This window comes from Okibacterium fritillariae (assembly GCF_052783725.1).
The window spans coordinates 2,680,439-2,702,685 of record NZ_CP199917.1; the positions used below are offsets into that span (position 1 = coordinate 2,680,439).

The 22,247-nt window shown below is 68.7% G+C and carries 20 protein-coding genes and 1 tRNA gene; 9 read left to right on the top strand and 12 right to left on the bottom strand.

The features are described from left to right. Positions 1–264: 264 nt before the first annotated feature. From ACUWEX_RS12280 to ACUWEX_RS12290, 3 genes are all read left to right on the top strand, one after another. Positions 265–783 (top strand): hypothetical protein, encoded by a 519-nt coding sequence (locus ACUWEX_RS12280; RefSeq protein WP_200811538.1) that lies wholly within the window; start codon positions 265–267, stop codon positions 781–783. 178 nt (positions 784–961) lie between these two features. Continuing rightward, positions 962–1,459: a SprT-like domain-containing protein gene (locus ACUWEX_RS12285; RefSeq protein ID WP_079728018.1), complete on the top strand. Its 498-nt coding sequence runs from the start codon at positions 962–964 to the stop codon at positions 1,457–1,459. After that, the gene (locus tag ACUWEX_RS12290; protein WP_079728017.1) at positions 1,459–2,109 is read left to right on the top strand and encodes a DUF1697 domain-containing protein; all 651 of its coding nucleotides are present in this window, start codon (positions 1,459–1,461) and stop codon (positions 2,107–2,109) included. Before ACUWEX_RS12285 ends, ACUWEX_RS12290 begins: the two co-directional genes overlap by 1 nt. 96 nt (positions 2,110–2,205) lie before the next feature. Here the strand turns inward: ACUWEX_RS12290 and ACUWEX_RS12295 are convergent, their stop codons facing one another. From ACUWEX_RS12295 to ACUWEX_RS12305, 3 genes are all read right to left on the bottom strand, one after another. After that, a complete protein-coding gene (locus ACUWEX_RS12295; protein WP_079728016.1) occupies positions 2,206–2,508 on the bottom strand; it encodes a DUF427 domain-containing protein in 303 nt (100 codons plus the stop codon). A gap of 97 nt (positions 2,509–2,605) precedes the next feature. Continuing rightward, a complete protein-coding gene (locus tag ACUWEX_RS12300) occupies positions 2,606–3,151 on the bottom strand; it encodes a 2-phosphosulfolactate phosphatase (protein WP_159449514.1) in 546 nt (181 codons plus the stop codon). Between the two features lie 42 nt (positions 3,152–3,193). Next, the gene (locus tag ACUWEX_RS12305; protein ID WP_445996418.1) at positions 3,194–3,667 is read right to left on the bottom strand and encodes an EVE domain-containing protein; all 474 of its coding nucleotides are present in this window, start codon (positions 3,665–3,667) and stop codon (positions 3,194–3,196) included. Positions 3,668–3,843: 176 nt separating this feature from the next. Here ACUWEX_RS12305 and ACUWEX_RS12310 point away from each other — a divergent pair, with 176 nt between their 5' ends. Both ACUWEX_RS12310 and ACUWEX_RS12315 read left to right on the top strand, forming a co-directional pair. Next, positions 3,844–4,425, top strand: coding sequence for a hypothetical protein (locus ACUWEX_RS12310; RefSeq protein ID WP_445996419.1), 582 nt, complete (start codon positions 3,844–3,846; stop codon positions 4,423–4,425). A 293-nt stretch (positions 4,426–4,718) separates the two neighbouring features. Then, positions 4,719–6,368: a DEAD/DEAH box helicase gene (locus ACUWEX_RS12315; RefSeq protein WP_445996420.1), complete on the top strand. Its 1,650-nt coding sequence runs from the start codon at positions 4,719–4,721 to the stop codon at positions 6,366–6,368. Positions 6,369–6,486: 118 nt separating this feature from the next. Here the strand turns inward: ACUWEX_RS12315 and ACUWEX_RS12320 are convergent, their stop codons facing one another. From ACUWEX_RS12320 to ACUWEX_RS12330, 3 genes are all read right to left on the bottom strand, one after another. Continuing rightward, positions 6,487–7,263 (bottom strand): DNA-formamidopyrimidine glycosylase family protein, encoded by a 777-nt coding sequence (locus ACUWEX_RS12320; RefSeq protein ID WP_445996421.1) that lies wholly within the window; start codon positions 7,261–7,263, stop codon positions 6,487–6,489. Next, positions 7,256–12,007, bottom strand: a complete 4,752-nt coding sequence (locus ACUWEX_RS12325; protein WP_445996422.1) for an Lhr family ATP-dependent helicase — start codon at positions 12,005–12,007, stop codon at positions 7,256–7,258. The genes ACUWEX_RS12320 and ACUWEX_RS12325 overlap by 8 nt, the downstream gene beginning before the upstream one ends. An 81-nt stretch (positions 12,008–12,088) precedes the next feature. Then, entirely contained in the window at positions 12,089–12,859 is a 771-nt protein-coding gene (locus tag ACUWEX_RS12330) for an alpha/beta hydrolase (RefSeq protein WP_445996423.1), read from the bottom strand. Between the two features lie 101 nt (positions 12,860–12,960). Here ACUWEX_RS12330 and ACUWEX_RS12335 point away from each other — a divergent pair, with 101 nt between their 5' ends. After that, positions 12,961–13,530: an NUDIX hydrolase family protein gene (locus tag ACUWEX_RS12335; RefSeq protein WP_079728009.1), complete on the top strand. Its 570-nt coding sequence runs from the start codon at positions 12,961–12,963 to the stop codon at positions 13,528–13,530. 137 nt (positions 13,531–13,667) lie between these two features. Here ACUWEX_RS12335 and ACUWEX_RS12340 read toward each other — a convergent pair whose 3' ends face one another. After that, positions 13,668–14,570 carry a hypothetical protein gene (locus ACUWEX_RS12340; protein WP_445996424.1) on the bottom strand — a complete coding sequence of 301 codons (903 nt, stop codon included), beginning with the start codon at positions 14,568–14,570 and terminating at the stop codon, positions 13,668–13,670. 81 nt (positions 14,571–14,651) lie between these two features. Next, positions 14,652–14,807, bottom strand: coding sequence for a hypothetical protein (locus tag ACUWEX_RS12345; protein ID WP_179100273.1), 156 nt, complete (start codon positions 14,805–14,807; stop codon positions 14,652–14,654). Positions 14,808–14,973: 166 nt separating this feature from the next. Here ACUWEX_RS12345 and ACUWEX_RS12350 point away from each other — a divergent pair, with 166 nt between their 5' ends. Beyond that, positions 14,974–16,338: a M23 family metallopeptidase gene (locus tag ACUWEX_RS12350; protein WP_143785432.1), complete on the top strand. Its 1,365-nt coding sequence runs from the start codon at positions 14,974–14,976 to the stop codon at positions 16,336–16,338. A gap of 66 nt (positions 16,339–16,404) precedes the next feature. Here ACUWEX_RS12350 and ACUWEX_RS12355 read toward each other — a convergent pair whose 3' ends face one another. Together ACUWEX_RS12355 and ACUWEX_RS12360 are read right to left on the bottom strand one after the other, a co-directional pair. Further along, positions 16,405–18,213, bottom strand: a complete 1,809-nt coding sequence (locus tag ACUWEX_RS12355) for a hypothetical protein (protein WP_445996425.1) — start codon at positions 18,211–18,213, stop codon at positions 16,405–16,407. Positions 18,214–18,692: 479 nt separating this feature from the next. Beyond that, a tRNA-Ser gene (locus ACUWEX_RS12360) sits at positions 18,693–18,782 on the bottom strand. A gap of 94 nt (positions 18,783–18,876) precedes the next feature. Here ACUWEX_RS12360 and radA point away from each other — a divergent pair. Further along, positions 18,877–20,232 carry a DNA repair protein RadA gene (gene radA, locus ACUWEX_RS12365; RefSeq protein ID WP_079728501.1) on the top strand — a complete coding sequence of 452 codons (1,356 nt, stop codon included), beginning with the start codon at positions 18,877–18,879 and terminating at the stop codon, positions 20,230–20,232. A gap of 124 nt (positions 20,233–20,356) precedes the next feature. On the opposite strand, the gene ACUWEX_RS12370 is transcribed toward radA, so the two are convergent. Then, on the bottom strand, positions 20,357–20,953 hold the full coding sequence (locus ACUWEX_RS12370) for an SseB family protein (protein WP_445996426.1): 597 nt from the start codon (positions 20,951–20,953) through the stop codon (positions 20,357–20,359). A 9-nt stretch (positions 20,954–20,962) separates the two neighbouring features. On the opposite strand from ACUWEX_RS12370, the gene ACUWEX_RS12375 reads away from it, so the two are divergent. After that, the gene (locus ACUWEX_RS12375; RefSeq protein WP_079728503.1) at positions 20,963–21,310 is read left to right on the top strand and encodes a hypothetical protein; all 348 of its coding nucleotides are present in this window, start codon (positions 20,963–20,965) and stop codon (positions 21,308–21,310) included. A 247-nt stretch (positions 21,311–21,557) separates the two neighbouring features. On the opposite strand, the gene ACUWEX_RS12380 is transcribed toward ACUWEX_RS12375, so the two are convergent. After that, positions 21,558–22,244, bottom strand: coding sequence for a hypothetical protein (locus ACUWEX_RS12380; RefSeq protein WP_079728504.1), 687 nt, complete (start codon positions 22,242–22,244; stop codon positions 21,558–21,560). Between the last annotated feature and the right edge of the window lie 3 nt (positions 22,245–22,247).

Sequence of the window (22,247 nt, forward strand, 5' to 3'; positions counted from 1 at the left end):
GACTACCGGGGATTTCCCAGCTCGGATCACGGCGGGTTCGTGGCAGACGGCGTGTCGGCCTCATCGCCGCGCCGCGGGCCGGGCCGCCATCGACAGGCCCGGGCGCAACCTGGCGGCGCGACATCCGCTCGTCTGAGAAATCGGTCGGTCAAAAGCGACAGGCGGGAGCGGATGCGGGGCGCTGGACGCCCACCGAGTTAGGGTCGGAACACCGCAACCCAGCGGCACGCAACACCGCCATTTCAGTCACACCCGGGGGCACCCATGAAGATCCTGCTCGGCTGGGACGCCGTCACCCTTCGCGAAAAAGTCGACCTGCGCGCCGCCGGCGAACGTCTGGCCGAACTCGGCGACATGCGCAATCTGCAGGCCCTGAGTGAGCGAGCCTGGCTGCTGAAGGTCACCGGTCAGCTCGATGAGGCACTGGATGTCGCCAGCCAGGCCGTGCGCCTCGCCCGCTTCACCGGCAACCGTCGCGATCTGTTGCTGCCCCGCATCCTGCGCACCCAGGTGCTGCAATATTTGGGGCGCTATGACGAGGCGATCTATGAATTGACCCTCTGCGCCGACGATGCCCGCACCCAGAACTGGCCGACCCTCGAGTCGGTCGCCCTGCAACACCGCGGGCGCGTGTTGTTCGACGCCGGTGAGTACGCGGCCGCGCTGGCCGACTTCAAGGCCGCCGTCTTCCTGCGCAATCAGGCGGGCGCCAGCGAGGCCGAGCTCGAGCCGTCGCTGATCGCCATCGCCGTCACGGAATCGTTTCTCAGCGAAAGCGCCTGACCGCCCAACCGCGACCCTGGATCGAGGTGTCCGGGGCGCTCGGGGTGTCCGGGGCGCTCGGGGTGCACGCGGTGCTCGGGGTGGTCGGGGTGCTCGAAACGCCCGGGTCGCCGGAATGACCCGAATCGCTCGACACTCTCGATGCGCGGATGTCGGAAGCGAGAGGTAGCCTTTTGCCATGTCTGATCTCGCCCGGGTGCGCGTGTGGGCCGATGCCCTGATTGCTCTGCACCTCGATGCGGCCTGGTCCTTCGACTTCGACAACGCCAAGCGCCGCGCGGGTCTCTGCAACTACACCGATAAGCGCATCACCGTCTCCCGCTATCTGGCGTCCCGATACGACGACGACGAGATCCACCAGATCCTCTTGCACGAGGTCGCGCACGCCGTGGCCGGGTCGCGGGCGGGGCACGGGCCTCAGTGGCGCGCGGTGGCCGCCGACCTCGGCTACGAGGGCTCTCGGCTGCACTCCGGCGAGACGGCAGACGAATTGGCCCCCTGGGTGGGCACTTGCCCCAACGGGCACACGCTATATCGCCACCGCAAACCGACCCGGCAGAGCTCGTGCGCGGTGTGCTCGAAGCGCTTCGATCCGGCTTTCGAGATTTCGTGGAGCAGGCGTGAGATCTCCGCGGCCACCCGGCGGCGTGCGGCAGCAGCTGGGATGGGCGACTGATGCCGAACACCTGGGTGGCGTTGTTGCGCGGCGTGAACGTGGGTGGCAACACCATCAAGTCTGCCGATCTGGTCGCGGCGATTCGGGAAGTCGGGTTTTCGCGGGTGAAGGCCGTCTTGGCTTCGGGCAACGTCTTGGTTGACGATGACGATGGCGACCAGGAGACGGGCACGGGCGCTGGCAACAATGGGGACATGGGTGCTGGCCCGGACACCAATAGCGGCGTTGGCGGACTATCAGCGGGCCTCACCCGCGGGCGCGCTGAGGTTCGGCGACGGCTCGAAACCGCCATCGATGCGCGCTACGGCTATGGGGTCCAGGTGGCGGTTGTGCGTCTCGACGAGATGCAGGCCGTGATCGATGCGTATCCGTTCGCAGAGGTGGCCGACAGGCATGCGTACGTGACGTTCGCCACCGACCGGGACGTCATCGCCGCGCTCGCCGAGGACGCCGCGGGGCTGCTCGCCGCGACCTCGGCTTCCGGATCGGAACGACTCGCCCTGGGCGACGGCGTCATCTATTGGGAGGTCGCGAAGGGCTCGAGCACGAACAGCCCGTTCGCGAAGATCTCCTCACGGGCCCGGTATCGCGCCGGTGCCGAGGTCATCACGACACGCAATCTGAGAACTCTGCGCAAGCTGGCCTGGTAGCGGGCTGGCGGCCGACATGCAGAAAGGCTCCGGTTCTGTGTCGAACCGGAGCCTTTCTCGATACCGCCAACGCGGGCGTCTGCGTCAGACAGTCGGTTACGGAGCGACAGTGACCGACGGGTCGAACGCGACGTAGCCTGCGAAGTCCTTGCCGACCCGCGAGGCGGCGCCGTCGTAGGGGGTCGGGTAGCTCCACGCCTTGTCGGCGTGGACGTCGTCGCCGACGCGCACGTTCCAGTACTGGGCCTCGCCCTTCCACGGGCAGGTGTACGGGGTGTCGGAGCTCTCGAAGAGTTCCTTCTTCAGGCTGGCCGGCGGGAAGTACCAGTTGCCCTCGATTTTGATCAGGTCGTCCTGCTCGGCTTCGGCGAGGACCGTGTCATTCAGAGTTGCTTTCATGGCGCGAGACTACGCCGACGCCCGCACGAATGCGAGGGCCTGGACAACGCTCTCAGCACCCTCACACAGGAATCGCTCGGCGCGGGCCCGCGACTCGTCAGGATGCCAGACGAAGAACCTTCACATCGGTGCGTGTGTCGACCTGCGCGGCTCGGACGACTTTCTCGCGCTCACCGGCGACGATCATCTCTTGGCCGACGACCGAGGCGGTGAACAGGTGACCGACCGCCTTCTGCAAACCCTCGAAGGCCGCGCATACGACGGCCGCTTCGGGCGACGTGAAGTCGATACCGGCCGTTGCGAGTGCGTCGATGACGGCACCGGCGGCGAGCGCGTCATGGCTGGCAAAAGCGCCCTCGCGACCCGCGGCGACGACCGCGATGGTAACGCGACGGCCGAGGCGCACCTGGTGCTCGAGCACCCACTGGGCCGCGGCCGTGCGGTTCGTGAGGTCGGCGGCAATGATCGTGGCGTCTTCGACGGCGCACGCCTGAACGCTCATGGTCTCGAACTGACCGAGCGAGTCGACCCAGATGATCACGTCGGCATCGGTCATGCGCTTCAGCCCCGGCTTGCCGAAGTCGAGGCGCACCTGGTACTTCGTCTGTGTGAGGGGGGATACGACGGTCTGCTGAACGCTCATCCGGATATCGTAACCCCGCCGAAACATGCCCGCGAACCGGCGTCAGTACCACACCCTGTCTGTGAGGGAACGTGGGTGCCTCTCATCGGCCGACGGCAGCCGCATCCCGTCACGGATGGTCTCGAAATCGAGACGCGAAATCTCGAGGATGCCTCGACGCAACTGCTGGCCCCACGTGCGCCGATCGCGCGTGAACTCGAGCAGGCCGACGAGCGGGCGCACGGGCTGGAACACCGTGTCGTCCATGAAATCGACGCGCCGCCGCCACGAGCGCGAGCCCTCGGACTGGTCGGCGAGGAACATCCGACCGTCGGAGATGCGGCCGATGGCCGTGAAGGCGCGCAGACGCTCGCCCTCGGGCGCTTCGTAGCGCGGGGAGTAGAAGACGATGCCGTCGGCCTCGGAGAAATCCTCGAGACCGTCTCGGCCGCCGAACGTCATCTCGACGACGCCGGCCGCGCGCAGGCGTCGCACCCGGTCGAGGGGCGCGACCACCAGCCAGTATCGGATCGCCACGTGACCTGTTTACCGCACCGGGGCGGCCGCGCGTCCACGGCGCGCTTGCCGAACACGCGCGGCGAGTGATGAAGAGGGACGGGAGGAAGGATGGGCGGCCGAGAAAAACTGGGGACGCGCAGGATGTCCGGGCGCAAGGCCCTGCGCGAGCGCATCCGGCGGAGGAGTATGGGGGTATGCATGTACAGCTGAAGTTGATCTTGGACTGCGACCCCGATGCCGCCTGGCGCGCGATCAAGTCGCCGACGGTTCTGACCGAGCTGTATGGCCCGCTGCTTCAGCCCGAGTCGCAAGAGGGCGCGTTCCCGACGATCTGGGGGCCCGGGTCGCACGCCGTCACGCTCAAGGCGCTCGGGCTCGTGCCGGTCGGCGGCCAAGACATCCGTCTCGACTTTCAGGAGAAGCGGCCCGACGGCGTGCGCATCATGCACGACAGCGGCGCGCCGTTGAGCGGGCCACTCACGCTTCTGACCCGCTGGGATCACCGCATGGCCATCGCGCCGGCGCCGGGCGACCCCACCAAGACGCTGTATCGCGACCGGCTCGAGATCTCTGGGGCCGTCGCGCCCGCGCTGTGGTACCCACTGTGGTCGCTGTGGCAGTGGCGCGGTGCCCGAATGGTGCAGATGGCGCCGACGTGGGCGTTCGATCCCGAACGGCAGAACGAGGACGATCCCGACGCGAATACGGGGGATGCCGCATCCGATGCACCCGCCGGCGACGACACCAGATTCGACGGCGACGGCTCGAAGCTGTAGTCTGGGAGGACTTGTGGGCGCTACGGTGCCCCTTGCGTCGTAGAACGCTTTCACACCGGCTCGGCCGGTTCACGGATTTCATACGGCGAACGGATGCGTCTTCCGACGCTTTCGCCACATCCACCCGTCGTGCCAGAGCACGCATCACCGGATCGCCCGGCAGTTCTTTCTGCCGTTCGACCACTGCCCCACCTCTTCGCCGTGCACCGGTTCATTCGAACAGGCACCGAAGGCGGCGTGGCCGAGGTGTGCGTGCGTCACGAACAGGGTGCCTGCCTGAAAGGCACAACCCCATGACAGAAACCGACACCACCTTCGCCGCTCTCGGCGTTCCCACCGCCCTCGTCAACGCGCTCATCGCCGATGGCAAGACCACGCCCTTCCCCATCCAGGTCGACACGCTTCCCGACACGCTGTCGGGTCGCGATGTGCTGGGCCGCGGAAAGACGGGCTCGGGCAAGACGCTGGCCTTCAGCATCCCGATGGCCGCCCGCCTCGGCACCACCCTCTCGGGTGGCCGTCGTCGCCCGGGTCGCCCCGTCGGCCTCATCCTGGCCCCGACGCGCGAGCTCGCCACGCAGATCGACGCCGTGCTCGCACCGCTCGCCGCGGCCTACAGCATGAAGACCACCACCATCTTCGGTGGCGTCAACCAGAGCCGCCAGGTCGCCGCCCTCAAGGCCGGCGTCGATATCGTCGTCGCGTGCCCCGGCCGCCTCGAAGACCTCATGAAGCAGGGCTTCGTGTCGCTCGACGCCGTCGAGATCACCGTGCTCGACGAGGCCGACCACATGGCCGACCTGGGCTTCCTGCCCGTCGTCACGCGCCTCATGGACAAGACCCCGACCGACGGACAGCGTCTGCTGTTCTCGGCCACGCTCGACAACGGTGTGGACAAGCTCGTCAAGCGCTACCTGCACAACGAGGTCCTGCACTCGGTCGACGAGGCCAACTCCCCCGTCGCCGCCATGACCCACCACGTTTTCGAGGTCAGCGACCTCGACCAGAAGAAGAACCTCGTGCAGGCCGTCGCCTCGGGCACCGGCCGCCGCATCCTCTTCATGCGCACCAAGCACCACGCCAAGAAGCTGGCCAAGCAGCTGACCGACTCGGGCATCCCCGCCGTCGACCTGCACGGCAACCTGTCGCAGGCCGCCCGTGACCGCAACCTCGCCGCTTTCGGCGAGGGCAAGGTGCGCGTTCTCGTGGCAACGGATGTCGCGGCGCGCGGTGTGCACGTCGACAACGTCGAGCTGGTCGTCCACGTCGACCCGCCCACCGAGCACAAGGCCTACCTGCACCGCTCGGGCCGCACGGCTCGTGCCGGCAGCGCGGGAGATGTTCTGACGATCATCACGCCCGCTCAGCGCAGCGACCTCAAGACCCTCATGCGTAAGGCCGACATCCAGGTCGTTCCGCAGCAGGTCACGCCCACCTCTCCCGAGGTCACCGCCCTCGTCGGCGATGTCGCGGCCTATGTGAAGCCCGCGCCGCGTGCGGCGTCGACCTCTCAGGGTGGTGGCTCGTCGAACGGTGCGAACGCGCAGCGCAAGCGTGCCGCTCGTGGCGCCCGTGATGGTGCGACGGCCGGCGCCGGTTCGCGCGGCGGCGAGTCGCGTGGCGGCTCCGCTCGTTCGGGTGAGCCGCGTCGTGACCGTTCGGGTCGCCCGGCGCGTTCGGGTTCCGGCGCTTCCGCCGGCCAGGGCGCAGGCTCGGGTCGCGGTGGTCGTGCCGCGACGCAGAGCTACAGCACGTCCACCGGTGCCCCCGCGAATGGTGCGGGCGCTGGTTCGGGTTCGGCTCGCCAGTACGACGGCGCATCGGATGCTTCTGCCACGCGTAGCCGCCCCACGGGTTCGCGTCGCGCCAGCCACTCCGGTGGCCGCAGCGGCGGTCTCGGCGTCGGCCAGGTCGTGAACACGCGCGGTTCGGGTCGCCGCTAAGCACTCCTGAAGAGCGGGTCTCGGTTTTTTGCCGGGGCCCGCTTTTTCGTACCCGGATGGCGGTGAACATCTGGTTCGGGCGCGGCGACACTGGTGGGCCCGACGTCGGAGGCGTGGCTCAGGTCTGGCAGCGCGGGCACCAGTAGGTGACGCGCAGTTCGAGTTCGGTGGCGCCGAGTTCACCCTTGCGGATCGGCGTTCCGCAGCGGCGGCACGGGCGCCCCTTGCGTCCGTAGACCCAGGTCTCTTGACCGGGCCGCTGGTTGCCGGTCGTGATGCGCCGGGGCCGGTCGCGATTGGCGTGCAGGAGGCGGTAGGACAGCTCGACGGCCGCCGCGATGTCGATCTCGCCGATGGGCCGGGTGGGCAGGATGCCGCGGATGAAGCAGATCTCGTTGGCGTACTCGTTGCCGATTCCGGCGAGGTTGCGTTGGTCGAGCAGCGCGACGGCCGAGGGCCGCTCGGGTTCGGCGGCGAGGCGGGACCGGGCTTCGGCAGCGTCCCAGTCGTCGCCGAGCAGGTCGGGCCCGAGATATCCCACGGCCTCGTCTTCGTCGCGCGTCTCGAGCAGTTCGACGATGCCGAGGTCGAAGCCGACCGCGACCCACTCGTCGGTCTCGATGATGGCGCGGGCCTGATAGGTGGGGCGTTTCCACGCCGTGCCCGGATGGTAGAGGTGCCACTCACCCTCCATCTTGAGGTGGCTGTGCAGCGTGTGCGTGCCGATGCGGTGCAACAGGTGCTTTCCGCGGCTGGCGACGTTATGGATGGTGTCACCCGTGAGGTCGCTGGTGGCGAACCGCGGCACGCGCAGGTCGAAGCCGGTGACGGTGCGCCCGGCGAGTGCCCGGTCGAGGCTGCGTGCAGACCGGTAGACGGTATCTCCCTCAGGCACGTCGGATCCGCAATCCTCGCGGCGTCTCGGTGAATCCGGCCTCGCGCAGCGGGACGGCGATGGGGGCGCCCAGCGCGAAGTCGCCGTTGACCTTTTCGATGGCGAGCTTGTCGACTCGGCCCGAGGTGACGGTGCGTCCGAGTGACAGCGCGGCAGCGTGCAGGACGTCGGCGTCGTCGGTGAAGGCGAGCATGGTCTTGCCGCCGCGCTCGAGGTAGAGCACGAGGTCGCCGTCGACGAGCGTGACGAGGCCGCCGGCCTTGCGGCCCGGTCGGTGTTTCACACCCGTGGCTTCGCTGCCGGGCCAGGCGAGCGCCGCGCCGTAGGGGTTGGCGGGGTCGGTGGCGGCGAGGGTGAGCGCCTGGAGTTCGGGCTTCTCGGTCGTGCTGTCGACGGGACGCGAGAAGCTGCGCAAGCGATCGATGGTGCCGGAGGAGGCGAATTGGGCCGCGCCGAGTTTCTCGACGAAGTAGCCGCGGCGGCAGCGCCCGGATTCTTCGAACCCCGAGAGCACGCGATAGGTGAGGGCGAACCCGCCGGGCACGCCCTCGGACACGACCGAGCCGCGCGTGACGACCCCGTAGCGCTCGAGCAGGAAGTCCGCCGTGGCGGCGGCGCGAACGGTGGTGTCTTGTTCAGCGAGGGGCAGGATGGACCAGCGCCCCCCGAGGGTCGGGCCGCCGATGCGTGTGGCCATTGTCGGCCGAGGCACGCTGCGCCCGCGATACATGCGGGCGCGCGGTGTGCGACGCGCCGTTCGATGCGCTCCCCCGCCGCCGAGCAACGTGCGCAGTGGCGAGAACGTGTCGTTCGTGATCAGGCCGGCCCAGACGAGGTCCCAGAGCGCTTCGACGAGCATCTTGTCATCGGTCGAGCCGGTGGCCTCGGCGAGCTGCCCGAAGAAGTAGGCGCCGCCTCCCCCGAGCGTGCCGAGGATTTCCTGCTGCAGGGGGCTGGGCGTGTGTTCGGGCTGGTCGGTGAGGGTCAGTGACAGCGTGTCGGCGAGGTGCAGGCTCACCCATCCGTCATTGCCGGCGAGCGTTCCCGCGCCCGACCAGACGACCTCGCCCGTCGACGTGAGTTCGTCGAGCATGGTCGGCGAGTAGTCGGCGACGCGCTCGGGAAGAACGAGCGACTCCCAGGCGGATGCGGGAATGGGCACGCCGGCCAGCTGCTCGATGACGGCCGCGACCCCGTCGACGCCCTTGAGGCGCCCACCCGTGTGCTGCCAGGCGGGGAGGAAACGGCCGAACGCCTGCTGATCGACGGGTTCGACCTCGTGTCGGAGGGCCGCGAGCGAGCGCAGCCGCAGCCGTCGCAGCACCTCGGCGTCGCACCATTCGGTGGAACCGGCGGCGTCGGCCGTGAGCCCGGCTCTCCCGCCGGGGAGGAATTCCCCGCTGATGACGCGGCGGTCGGCGGCGAGACGGTTGAGGGTCTGCTGCACGACGGCCGACCCGAGGCCGAAGCGCTCGGCCACCGTGTGCGTGGTGAAGGGCGCATGGGTGCGGGCATAACGGGCGACGAGGTCGCCCACCGGATCGGCGACGGGTTCGATAAAGGCCACGGGCACGCCGATGGGCAGCGGAACACCGAGCGCGTCGCGCAGGCGGGAGGCGTCTTCGATGGCCACCCACCAGTCTCGCCCGGCGAACGTGACGGGCAGCGCCCGCTTGCTCGAGGCGAGGGCCGTGAGGTGCTGCAGCGCGTTCGGCCGGTCTTCTTCGGTCAGCCGCGCCTCGATCTCGCCGAGGCCGAGCGGGCCGAGGAGGCGCATGAGGTCGGCCACGCCTTCGACGCCGTGCATCTGCCGCTCGGGGGCGAGCCGCTGCAGCTCGAGCTCGGTCTGCTCGATGACCCCGGGGTCGAGGAGCTCGCGCAGCTCGACCCGGCCGAGAAGCTCGCCGAGCATGGTGCTGTCGATGGTGAGCGCGGCGGCGCGGCGCTCGGCCAGGGGGCTGTCGCCCTCGTACATGAAGGCGCCGACATAGCCGAAGAGGAGCGAGCGGGCGAAGGGCGAGGGGTCGTCGGTGGTGGTGTCGACGATGCGGATGGCGCGGCTCGCGATCTCGCGCGCGATACCGAGCAGCGACGGCAGGTCGTAAGCGTCTTGCAGCACCTCGCGCACCGTCTCGAGAATGATCGGGAACGTGGGGTATTTTCGCGCCACGTCGAGCAGCTGGGCGCTGCGCTGACGCTGCTGCCACAACGGCGACCGTTTGCCGGGCGAATAGTTGGGCAGGAGCAGCGCCCGCGCGGCGCACTCGCGGAAGCGCGAGGCGAAGAGCGCCGACCCACCGACCTCCTCGGTGACGATCTGCTGCAGCTCGTCGGGCTCGAAGACGAACAGATCGGCGCCCGGGGGTTCTTGGTCGCTATCGGGGATGCGCACGATGATGCCATCGTCGCTGGCGACCGCCGACCCGTCGACGCCCAAGCGCTCTTGCACACGCGCCCCGATGGCGAGGGCCCAGGGAGCGTGGACCTGCATGCCGAACGGCGAGTGCAGGATGACGCGCCAGTCGCCCAGCTCGTCGCGAGACCTTTCGACGACGAGCGTCTTGTCGGTGGGCACGTGCCCCGTCGCGGCGCGTTGCTCGCTGAGGAAGGTGGTGAGGTTGCCAATGGCCTTCTCGTCGAGGCCGGCAGCCTGCAGGCGCAGCGCGCTCTCCTCGGGTTTCGCCCCGTCGATGTCTCGGATGAAGGCTCCGACGGCTCGGCCGAGCTCAGCAGGTCGCCCCAGGCCATCGCCCTTCCAGAACGGCAGCCGACCGGGCTGCCCGAACGCCGGTGTGACGAGCACGCGGTCGTGGGTGATCTCTTGGATGCGCCAGCTGGTGGCACCGAGGGCGAAGACATCCCCCACCCGGGACTCGTAGACCATCTCCTCGTCGAGCTCGCCGACGCGCGCGCCCGGGCCGACGCCCGTCGTGCTCTTCTCGCCGGGCACGGCCTCGCCGACCATGAACACGCCGAAGAGACCGCGGTCGGGGATGGTGCCACCCGAGGTGACGGCCAAACGCTTCGCACCGGGGCGACCCGAGATGCTGCCGGCGTCGCGATCCCAGACGATGCGCGGGCGCAGCTCGGCGAACTCGTCGGACGGATAGCGGCCGGCCAGGAGATCGAGGGTGGCCTCGTAGGCCGATCGGGGCAGATTCTGGAAGGGCGCGCTGCGCCGCACGGTCTCGAACCATTCCTCGACATCGAGGTCGTCGACCGAGGCCGCCGCGATGGTCTGCTGAGCCAGGATGTCGAGCGGGTTCGTGGGCACCTGCAGCGACTCGATCAGACCGTCGACCATGCGCTCGGAGGCCACGGCCGTGTGCACGAGGTCGGCGCGATGCTTGGGGAAGAGGATGCCGCGCGAGGTCTCGCCGACCTGGTGGCCGGCGCGACCGACGCGCTGCAGGCCACTGGCGACCGACGGCGGCGACTCGACCTGGACGACCAGATCGACCTCGCCCATGTCGATGCCGAGTTCGAGGCTCGAGGTGGCGACCACGCAGCGCAGGCGACCTGTCTTCAGGTCGTCTTCGATGACGGCACGCTGTTCTTTCGACACGGAGCCGTGGTGGGCGCGGGCGAGCACGGGCGCATCGTCGGCCTCGGCCGTGGCGGTGGATGCTGCGGCACCCGACCCGCGGGTCTGGCCGCTGCCGCCCATCATCTCGGCGGGAGCACGACGCGGGGCGCCCGCGGCGACCAGGGCATCGGATGCGACGGACGCGGTCAGCGCGTCTGTGGGTGAGGAAACAGAGCCCGCGGCATGCGTGTCAGCCCCACCGCTCGCCTCAGCGGCCAGCGCCAGGCGTTCTTCATAGATCTCGTTGAGCCGCGCAGTCAGGCGCTCAGACAGACGCCTCGAGTTGGTGAACACGATGGTGGACCGGTGCTCGAGGATGCGATCGACGATGGCCTCTTCGACGTGCGGCCAGATCGACCCCGTGTTCTCTTCGGGGCTGAACACGCCCCCGGCGGAACCCTCGCGCGGGGACGTGTCGACCACGCCGGGGTTGGTCATGTCGTCGACCGGCACCACGACGCGCAGGTCGAACTTCTTGTTGGAGGGCGGCGCCACGATCTCGACCTCGGCCCGGCCGCCCAGGAACCGCGCCACTTCTTCGCGCGGCCGCACGGTCGCCGACAGCCCGATGCGCTGCGCGGGCTTCTCGAGCAGCCGGTCGAGCCGCTCGAGCGATAGCGCCAGGTGCGCCCCACGCTTGGTGGCCGCGACCGCGTGCACCTCGTCGATGATGACTGTCTCGACGCCCGTCAACGTTTCTCGTGCCTGGCTCGTGAGCATCAGGTAGAGCGACTCGGGCGTGGTGATGAGAATCTCGGGCGGATGCTTGAGCAGCGCCCGCCGGTCGTTGGCCGCCGTGTCGCCCGAGCGCACGCCGACCGTGACCGACGGTGGCTCGAGGCCCAGGCGCTTGGCCGTCTGCGTGATGCCGACGAGCGGCGCCCGGAGGTTGCGCTCGACATCGACACCGAGGGCCTTGAGCGGGGAAATATAGAGGACGCGCGTGCCGGGCTGCTCGCGCGGCTCGGCCATCAGGCGATCGAGCGACCACAGGAAGGCGGACAGCGTCTTGCCCGAACCCGTCGGGGCGACGACGAGCGCGTTGTGACCGCGGGACACCGCATCCCACGCGCCGGCCTGGGCGGCCGTGGGCGCGGGAAAGGCCCCGCTGAACCATTCCCTGGTCGCGGGAGAGAACCGTTGCAGAACGTCGCCCATGTCACCATCCTGCCCCCGACCACTGACATTCATCGGGGAGCGCTGGGCACCTTGTGGATGACACCGTCGTGCAGTAGCGACTCAGGCGGCGAAACCACGCTCCACGAACCCGGCGACATCGGTGAGCTCCTGCGGCGAAACGGCGTGCCCGAGCCCCTCGTAGATGCGGCCGCTCAAGGTGCTGTGCGCCGGGAGCCAGTCGGTCGTGCGCACGATCGCGGCCTCGGTGATGACCTCGTCGAGGGTGCCGCGGCCCCAGAACACGGGCGGGAGCGACTCGGCGAGCGCGACATCCCCCTCGTGTTCGCCCTCGTAGACGAAACCCGAGAGATTCACGACGAACGAGAAGCGTTCGGGTTGGCGGCGCATCAATTCGATCGCCATGACGCCACCCTGCGAGAACCCCAGCAGGCCGATCTGCGCGGGAGGCGTCTCGAGCGCATCGAGCCAGGCCATGACCGCGTCGATGGATGCTTCGGGCGTGGCGTCAGCGGCAACGACGGGCACCCGGGGCGCGCCGCCGTCGATGTCGAGCGCCGCCGCGTGGTCGGCTGCAACGGAGTCAGCATGCACGGCCGGGTCGACGGCATCGTCTGCGGGGAGACCCGGGATGGAGACATCCGCTCGTTGTCTCAGGCGGAACCAGGAGTAGCCGTCGACGGGCCAGGGCGCCGTGAACGGGGCGCGCAGCGAGGCGATGACCGGGGACAGGGGGAGATAGGGCGACAGGGAGAAGAGGTCTGCTTCGTTCGACCCGTAACCGTGCAGGATGACGAGCAACGGTCGGCCCGCGCGCTGCTGAGGGCCCGCCGACCACAGCACGGCACTCTCATCGATCCGTACGTCGTCCATGCCGCCTCCACATCGTTCTCCACAGCCTGTCAGGCAGCATATCCATCCACACCGACACTGCATACGTCGCTTCCGCTCGCCCGAGGGGGTAAGAATGGACCATGGCCGTTCGCACCCCAGACCCCGACCCCACGCCCGATCCCGGTGGCAACACCAACGCCGGGTGGTTGAGCGATGTCGAACTCGAGCAGATCCGCCGGCGTCTGCCCCTGCTCTACGTCGAGGCCGTGCCCGTGCGCGTCGACGGTCTCGGCAACGTCACGTCGGTGGGCGTGCTGCTGCGCGCCACCGCGCTCGGCGAAATGACCCGCACGATCGTTTCGGGCCGCGTGCTCTACGGCGAAACGCTGCGCGACGCACTCTTCCGTCACCTGGAGAAAGACCTGGGCCCCATGGCCTTCCCGCTGTTGCCGGCCTCGTCGGTGCCCTTCCAGGTGGCCGAGTACTTCCCGATTCCCGGTGTCAGCGCCTATACCGACGATCGGCAGCACGCCGTGTCGCTGGCCTACGTCGTGCCCGTGACCGGCACGTGCGAACCGCGACAGGACGCCCTCGAGATCACCTGGATGACACCCGAAGAGGCGGCCTCCGACGATGTCGCCTCCGAGATGGAGGGCGGCCGCGGGGCACTCGTGCGCGCGGCCCTCGCCTCCGTCGGCGCTCTGCGCTGATGGGACCGCGCCCAGGCGCTCTGCGCTGATAAGACCGCGCCCAGGCGCTCTGCGTTGATAAGACCGCGCCCAGGCGCTCTGCGTTGATAAGACCGCGCCCAGGCGCTCTGCGCTGATAAGACCGCGCCCAGGCTTCTCTAGGCGTCGCGGATGTCTTCGCCCTGCACGAGCGCTACCCACTTCGTCAGGATGACGGCGCCCGCCTCGTCGTGAATGAGCGACTCATGGTGATAGATCGGGTACGGCTTCTCGGGCACACCGTCCGCCGGACGGACGTCGATGTGCGCCACGTCGTGACCGTGTTCGTGCAGCCAATCGGCCATCGCATAATCACTGCGCGAATCCCCCATGGTGCGCCACGAAGCGGGCATCATCACGCCATCCTGCTCGAGCAGTTCGACCAGACGCGCCGCCCCCAGGTCTTTGCCGACCCGCACCGACTCGATATCGGTCGAGATGATCGTCGGGTCGACCCTGACCGTGACGAGCCCCTCGGCATCCGGGCGGTGATCATCAGTGCGCATGACGCCGATCCCCCGTGCCGACAACCGCTGCATCGCCTCTTCGTCGAAGACGGGCTGCACCGCCAGATAGTCAGCGGAGTCGACACCGACATGCTGCTCGACCGACACCATCGCGCGCTTGGTGCGGTCGAAGAACATGCTGTCCGCGAACCGATCGGCAACGAGCTGCTCGATCTCGTGTGAGTAATCCTCATCAAGGGCGAGGGATGCGTCGACGAAGATGTCCTCATCGGCAATGTGCTCACTCGCCGCCGGGATGCGGAACCACACCGCACCCTTCTCGCAGATCGCATAAACGCGAGCCGTCTCGGCAAGGCCGGCCCGGCGCAACTCGGGCACGACGACCTCGCGGATGAAAGCATCCGACCGGCCCGTGTTGAAAGCGACGGGCACCCCCGCATTGGCCAGGGCCACCAGATCGGCCGCGATGCTCGGAACGGCGAGAGTGCGGGTCACCGGACTGGCGAGAGGGCCATCGACATCGAGCAGCAGACCGAGGGGCGAAGGTGTCGTCATGCCGCCAGTTTACGGGCGCACGCGAAACGACCCCCGACGCGAACGTCGAGGGCCGTCGGGCCACGGCTTCCGCCGGGAAGACTAGGCGCGGCTGCGGATGTAGCGCAGCAGCCAGATGATCGCGCCGATGAGCACCAGCGCGAGACCCAGCCAGATCAGGAACTTCAACGTGGCGACGACGCCGCCGACGATGAGCAAGATGATTCCGATGACGATGAGTGCGATGAGAAGAGGCATGACCTCCACTATTCACCCGCCGAGAACGTCGTCCAAAAGCCACCCAGGGGGTTGCAGAGACCTCGTGCCGTGTGATGAGGGCTCGAACGGCGCGCCCGACAAATGCGACAGACGACCCCTTCGCATGGGAAGATTAAACGAAAGCTCGAAGGTTAGGGATTATTTGATGAGTCTACGCAGGCGTGCCGTCGTGGCGATCGCAGCATTCGCACTCGTCTTCAGCTCGATGGGGATCGCGTCACCGGCATTCGCCGACGACTACCCGAGCTGGGACGACGTGCAGAAAGCGCGCCAGAACGAAACCTCGAAAGCGGCGGAGATCGACAAGATCAACGGCCTCATCGACCAACTCTCGACCCGCGTCGCCGAGGCCCAGTCCGCGGCCGTCGTCGCGGCCAACGCGTATCAGGAAGCCCTCGACAAGGCCACGGCCGCCGAGGAGGCCCAGGCCACCCTCGAGACGCAGCTCGCCGCCGCGACCGAGAAAGCCGCCGCGTCGCAGAAACAGGCGGGTTCGCTCTTCGCCCGCCTCGGCCGCATGAACAACGGCGACTCCAGCGCCGGAATCTTCGTCGACGCCAAGAATGCCGACCAGACCCTCTACAAGCTCGGCGCCCTCTCGCAGCTGACGAGCCGCAGCGCCGATGTTCTCGAGAACGCCAAGAAAGATGCCAACCAGGTCACGGCGCTGACCGACCAGGCGAAGGTCGCGGCCACCGAGCTCGAAGCCCTCCGCGCCGACGCCGAAACGAAACTTCAAGCGGCCAACGACGCCGCCTCGGCCGCCCAGGATGCACTGAGCGAGCAGGAACAGAACGAAGACCGACTCACCGAGCAGCTCGCGAGCCTCAAGGGCACGACGGCCGAGGTTGAAAAGGGCTACCAGGACGGCGTCGCCGCACGTAAGGCGGCCGCAGAAGCTGCCGCCCGCGCCGCAGCCGAAGCAGCCGCTCGCGCCGCCGAAGCCCGTCGCGCCGCAGCCGCAGCTGCTGCTGCCCAGGCCAACGCCGGTGGCGGCGGAGGAGGAGGTGGAGGCGGCGGAGGCGCTGCTCCCGCCCCCGCACCGGGCGGCGGAGTCGGAAGCGGCACCGGAACCTTCTTCTCGCCCTCGGCACAGGGCTGGTGGCGTCCCGCTGCGGGCGGCATCACCTCGTGGTACGGCCCCCGTCAGATTCTCTGCGGCGGCACCGGCTGCTCCACGTCGTTCCACCAGGGCATCGACTTCGGTGGCGGCTGTGGCTCGACCATCAAGGCGGCCACGAGCGGGCGCGTCTCGTTCGTGGGCAACGCCGGCGCGTTCGGCAACCGCGTCATCATCGACCACGGCGGCGGAGTGCAGACGGTCTACGGTCACATCCTCGGCGGATCGACCCGCGTCAGCGTCGGCCAACAGGTCTCGGGGGGTCAGGCCATCGCGGCCATCGGTCGCACGGGTGTTGCGACGGGATGCCACCTCGACCTCAAGGTTCTCATCGGCGGGGCCCACACCAACCCGGCCACCTACCTGCGCGCGCGCGGAGTGGTCGTCTAGTCGTCAGCGGCATGACAGGAGGGGGTTCTCGTAGTCACGAGAACCCCCTCCTGTCTCTATCCGTGGTTAGCGTCGGCCGATGCCACGCGAACGACGGCGTCGGACCGCCAACACGAGGCCGAGAAGGGCCGAGGCGACAGCGAGGACGAGGGGCACCCGCACATCCGAGGGTCCGGACTGGGCGAGCGAGAGTGCCTCCGACGACGGCCGGTGGTCGTCCGGGTCGAGTTTCGAGCCCGTCGGCCCTGCATCACCCGAGACGTTCCCTGGGGTGCCCGCCGCCTGTGTGGGTGCCGCCGTCGACGACGGAGTGCCGGTCGGTGTGGGGGTCGGGGTGGGGGTCGGTGTGGGGGTCGGGGTCGGGGTCGGGGTCGGGGTCGGTGTGGGGGTCGGTGTGGGGGTCGGGGTCGGTGTCGGGGTCGGTGTCGGGGTCGGTGTCGGTGTGGGCGTCGGTGTGGGCGTGGGGGTCGGTGTGCGCGTGGGGGTCGGTGTGGGAGTGGGGGTGGGGGTGGGGGTGGGGGTCGCCCCTCCGCGGATCAAGACCGGGGACGAGAAGCTCGAGCCGTCCTGGCGGACGAACGTCAGGGTCTGGCTGCCCGCCGGTGCATCCTGGGGCACGGCCCACGTCGCGGTCACCGCACCTTCATCGTCCGCAACGAGATCCTGCGTGGGACCCACGGGTGGCTTGAAGTGGAACGGTTCGCGCGGGATCAACCCCGTGATCGCGACCGACAGCTCGTCGCCCCGGCCGGCCTCGGCAGGGGTGACGGTGGCATTGGCCCGAGCCGGGCGGCGCAGCGCCTGGGCCGCCGACCCGAGGATAGCGACCGTTTGGTCGACCACGGCGGCCCGGTCGGATTCGAAGGCGGGAGAGGTAACCTGCCCCGCGGGAATCGACGCGTAGCTGAGCGACTTCGTGTGCAGGTGACCGCCCGCAACATCGGTTCGCCCCATCTGAAGACGCAGCCGGTTCGCACGATAGAAGCTCTCGTTCGAGAGGTAATCGCCGCCCCCGCCTTGCACGGCGAACCACGTCGGGTCGATCGCCGTGACCGTGCCGCATTGCGTGATCGCGGGGTCACGGAGCGCCGTCGGCGCTGCACAGACGCTCCCGTTCAAGCGAACAGGAGCGGGCCCCGTTGACGCATCGACCATCGCTTGCCACGGAAGGGACGTCTCGATGAACTGGGGCGATGTCGTGGGCTGAGGCCAGCCGAGGTCGGCGGGCGCCACCGGCGCCTCCTGCCGATATCCCTCGGCCACTCCCTGCCGGAGGTTGTCGGGGTCTCCCCCTCGCCACACCCCCGCGAAACGTTCGATGTCGAAGCCATCCTCGCGCCCCTGGCTGAGGGTCACCAGCATGTCGATGCTCCGCGCACCGTAGCGCAGGCCGGGGCCGTAGACATCCTCGACGATGCCGGTGTCGAAAGCGGACCAGTTGACGGGCAAGACGACGGCCTGCACGACCGCGGGACCGGTGGGGGTGTCGATCGTGGTTCCGTCGAGAACGAGGGCGGCGGAACCCGAGGGGTTGGACCGTTGCCCGACATCGTCGAGGAGGAAGGGATCGAACCCCGTGGTGAGGATGCGCCGCACGGTCGGGTCGTCGGTATGCGCGGCATCCCCGAAGCCGCGTGACGACCTCTCCAGCGAGAGGAGGAGGGCCTCAAGTTGTGGAGCGCGAGCGGGATCGGCGGCAACCCAGTTCTTCACAGACATGCGTGCCGCCAACCGAGCCCAGTAGAGCCCGCGATCGTCATATCTGTCGCCACTCGCCTCGGGGTTCTTACCCTGAGCTCCGGCGACCGCGCGCGTCCAGAGGGCGGCACCTGCATCGGCCACGACTTGGGGTGCCTGTGCCGACGATGCGGTCATCAAACGATCGTCGAGCTCGACGAGGGGTGATTGAAGCCCGCTCGATTGGATGAATTGGCTCGATGTCGGCTCAGACGAACCGGCTACGACATTGTTCAGCCGGGCCTCTTCGACGTTCGGTGCCGTCGTATCGAGTGACGGCGCGCCTGCAGCAACCACGGGCGATGCCAGCGCGAAGACCAATCCGCACACCAGGGCGGCCGAAGCGGCCGCAGCGGGGACCCGACCGCTCTGCGAGAACCGTTGCGGTGGCGTGGGTGGGAAGCCTCGTCGACGCGCGCGGGCGGGAGATGTGGGAAGCGGCATGGGGTTCCTTCTGAAGCTGAGCCCGCCCGAGGGACGGGAATGCGTGGACGACTCTGACGTGCAATATATCAGAGTTCTGACTAGCTCAGTGAGGAGTGGTGTCCGAACCGCGTCGCCGGGATTCGGCCGCCGCATGCAAAAAGCCCCTGACTCTCGGAAGAGTCAGGGGCTCGTGGCGGTGGCGGTGGGATTTGAACCCACGGAACGCTTTCACGTTCACACGCTTTCGAGGCGTGCTCCTTAGGCCGCTCGGACACGCCACCGAGAAAGAGTGTAGTTGACCGAGGCGGTCGAGCGCGAATCGAGGTGGCTGGGCGACATCCGCCCGTTGTCGGTGGTGCCGGTTAGGCTCCTCGTATGGCCAAACCCAGCTCCCAATTCACCTGCACCGAGTGCGGCTGGAAGACGATCAAGTGGGTCGGCCGGTGCGGCCAATGTCAGGCCTGGGGCACCGTGGTCGAGAGCACCAACGACATCGGCCAGCTCGCCCGGCTGGCGCCCGTGCGGGTCAGCGACGCCCGCAGCGCGCGGCCCATCACCGATCTACCCGAGACCGAGTTTCTGCGCTGGGCGAGTGGCATCGGCGAGTTCGACCGCGTTCTGGGCGGCGGCATCGTTCCCGGCGCGGCCATTCTGCTGTCGGGAGAGCCGGGCGTGGGCAAGTCGACGCTGCTGCTCGAGGTCGCCGCGCGGGCGGCCCAAGGCGCACGCGTGCTCTACGTGAGCGCCGAAGAGTCGGTGGGCCAGGTGCGATTGCGCGCCAGCCGCACCGGGGCGCTCACCCCCAACCTGTTCCTGGCCGCCGAAACCGACCTGGCCACCATCCTCGGGCAGGTAGATGCGGTCGAGCCCAGCCTGCTCATCGTCGATTCCGTGCAGACCGTGTCGTCGTCGATGAGCGACGGTCTGGCCGGCCAGCCGGCGCAGGTGCGCGAAGTGGCGGCCACACTCATCCGCGTGGCGAAAGAGCGCAACCTGCCCGTTCTCATCGTCGGGCACGTGACGAAAGACGGCACCGTGGCCGGCCCGCGCCTGCTCGAACACCTGGTCGATGTGGTGTGCCATTTCGAGGGCGACCGCCAGACCTCGCTGCGCTTCGTGCGCGCGCTCAAGAACCGCTTCGGCCCCACCGACGAGGTCGGATGCTTCGAGATGACGGGCGACGGCATCGAAGAGGTCCCCGACCCCAGCAGCCTGTTCCTCAGCCGGGGGCTCGCCGTGTCGGGCACGGCCGTGGCCATCGCGCTCGAGGGCAAGCGGCCTCTTCCCGTTGAGGTTCAGGCGCTCGTGGCCCCGAGCTCCACGCCCAACCCGCGTCGCGTCACCAACGGGGTAGATGGCTCGCGACTCGCCATGCTGCTGGCCGTGCTCGAACGGCGAGCCGGTGTGAAGCTGGCCGACAAAGACGTCTATGTGTCGACGGTCGGCGGGGTGCGCCTGGCCGAGCCGGGGGCCGACCTCGCGATCGCCATCGCGGTGGCCTCGGCCGTGAAGGACCTCGCCATCCCCCACGATGTCGCCACATTCGGCGAGATCAGCCTCGCGGGCGAGGTGCGGCCGGTCAACGGGGCGCGGCAAAGGCGGTCAGAGGCGCAGCGACTCGGTTACAAGACCATCATCGACGCCGAGGCATCCACGCTGCGCGAGGCCCTGAGGTTGGCCCAGAGCGCCGCATCCACACCCCGCGAGCGAGAGCTCGACGCGGCGTTCTAGGGGCGCCACAGGCGGTGCTGAAGGCGGCACGGCTCTCCTGGGTCGAGGCACCCCGGCGCAGAACGTGCCGACAGCGCTCATGGCGCCGACGTGCTGACCGCGCCGACGTGCTGACCACTCTGGGCTAAGGCGCGACGACGCCCGGATCGATCGGCGGCGAACCGCCGTCGAGATCGAGCACGCGCAACAATTCGGCAGGATCAGCCTGCATCGGGTGCGGTCCCGCGATGTCGAAGAAGACCGTCTCGATCTCGTCCCCGTGCACGCGCAGGAACTCGTGCAGCCACGCGCCGTCCTGCGCCGCGACGAATGGCGGCAGCGCCTCGGGCTTATTCTTCGCGTCAGAGAAGACCAGCAGCGCGAGACGCCCATCCTCGGGGCGGCGATACATCCACACCTCGCCGGGGGCCGTGGGCTTGTCACGGGGGGCCGGCTTCGCGAGCGGGACCACCAGGCGGTCGTTGCGCAGCGCCAGCGCCACCTGAGCCATGTCCTGCTTCTCGAGCGCCTCGGCGAGCAAATCGGAACGGAACGACACGGAAGGTTTCTTGGCCATGACAGCATTCTGCCAAAGAGCGGCGGCCACGACATCCGACCTCGCTGAGGGCTGAATCGAGGTCGCGCTGCCGCGCACCCGACGAACCGCCAGTGCACACCAGGAGCACATACCGGTCTCGGCATGAATCGGCAACGCCTTTTCATCGAGAACGCGGACGAACACACTAGGAGAATGCAAGAAATCACTTACGCGTCCAAGACCTTCGTCACCACGGACGCCATCTCCGATGCCCTGCTCGACCTCGTCACGTCGATCGGTCGGGCGTCCCACTCGGAGGCAGTGAATGTGCCCGCCTACACCGAAACCGGCACGCGCGTCGAGGCGAAGATGACGCTCGATGCATCGAGCGAATTGGTCGCGATTCCGGTCGACCTCGACATCGACGACGACTCGGCCAATGACGAGGCCGTCGAGGCAGCGCTGCGCGACATCCGCGGCCGCATCAGCAACTGGTCGACCACGGCGGTGCCCGTCAAGCCGGAAGAGGCTCTGCCCGTTCAGTTCTCCGACGAGTTCTAGGGCCCCGAGTCGTCCGGTCCCCTCGGAGCGCAGACGGCTTCCGGGCTCGGCTTTCAGGCATGAGCTCTCAGGCTTCAGGCCTGGGATCGCCTGCCGCTCGGAATGCGCCGCCCGCTGCTCGCCTACCGCACGCCGCACGCCGCACGCCGCACGCCGTACGCCGCACGCCGCGGGTTGATCGTCTGTTGTGCGCCGCACGATGTCGGCAGAATGCCTGCCGCACGCTCTGGCTGCTCTCCACGAGCCGCTAGTTCAGGATGAACTGCTTAGACGTGGTGCTTTCGACACCGGCGACCGACGTCTTCAGATGGTAGGACGCTCCCCCGGCGGGTGCCTGGTCGCGTTCGCCGTCGCACGATTCTGCCGATGACCGCGTGCGGTCCCAGGAGATGGGCGTGCTCGACGTGACCGTCTTACCGGGCTCGAGGTCCACCTCGGCGTCGGCCGGATCCTTCTGGCAGTCCGTCGACGTCCAGTACTGGTCACTGCCGCTCGTGATCGTGAAGACCTGCTGCGACGTGCCCACGTTCAGGCGGCACGGCTGCGTTCCCGTGTTCGTGACGGAGAGCGAGAGCTGCGGGTTCACTCCGGCGGCGTAGGTGGATGCATCCGTGAGCGCTTCGACCTTCACGGCGGATGGCTTGCACGTGCCGTCGTCGTTCACGCCCGTCTCTGCGGGGGTCGGCGTCGGGGTCGCCGCGGCGTCGGTGCCCGAGTCGGCGGCGCCGGCTGCAGGAGCGCTGGGGGACGGCGTTGACGTCACGGCGGTGACGTCGGTCGAGCGGCCCGAACTCGAGCCGGGCTTCCAGATCACGAGGGCGATGATGCCGATGATCGCGAGCACTCCGAGCAGGACGAACAGGCGACGACGACGGTAGACGGATGCCGGCAGCCGGTCGTTCGTGGCCCCGCCGGGGTGCTCGGAGGAAGTCATACT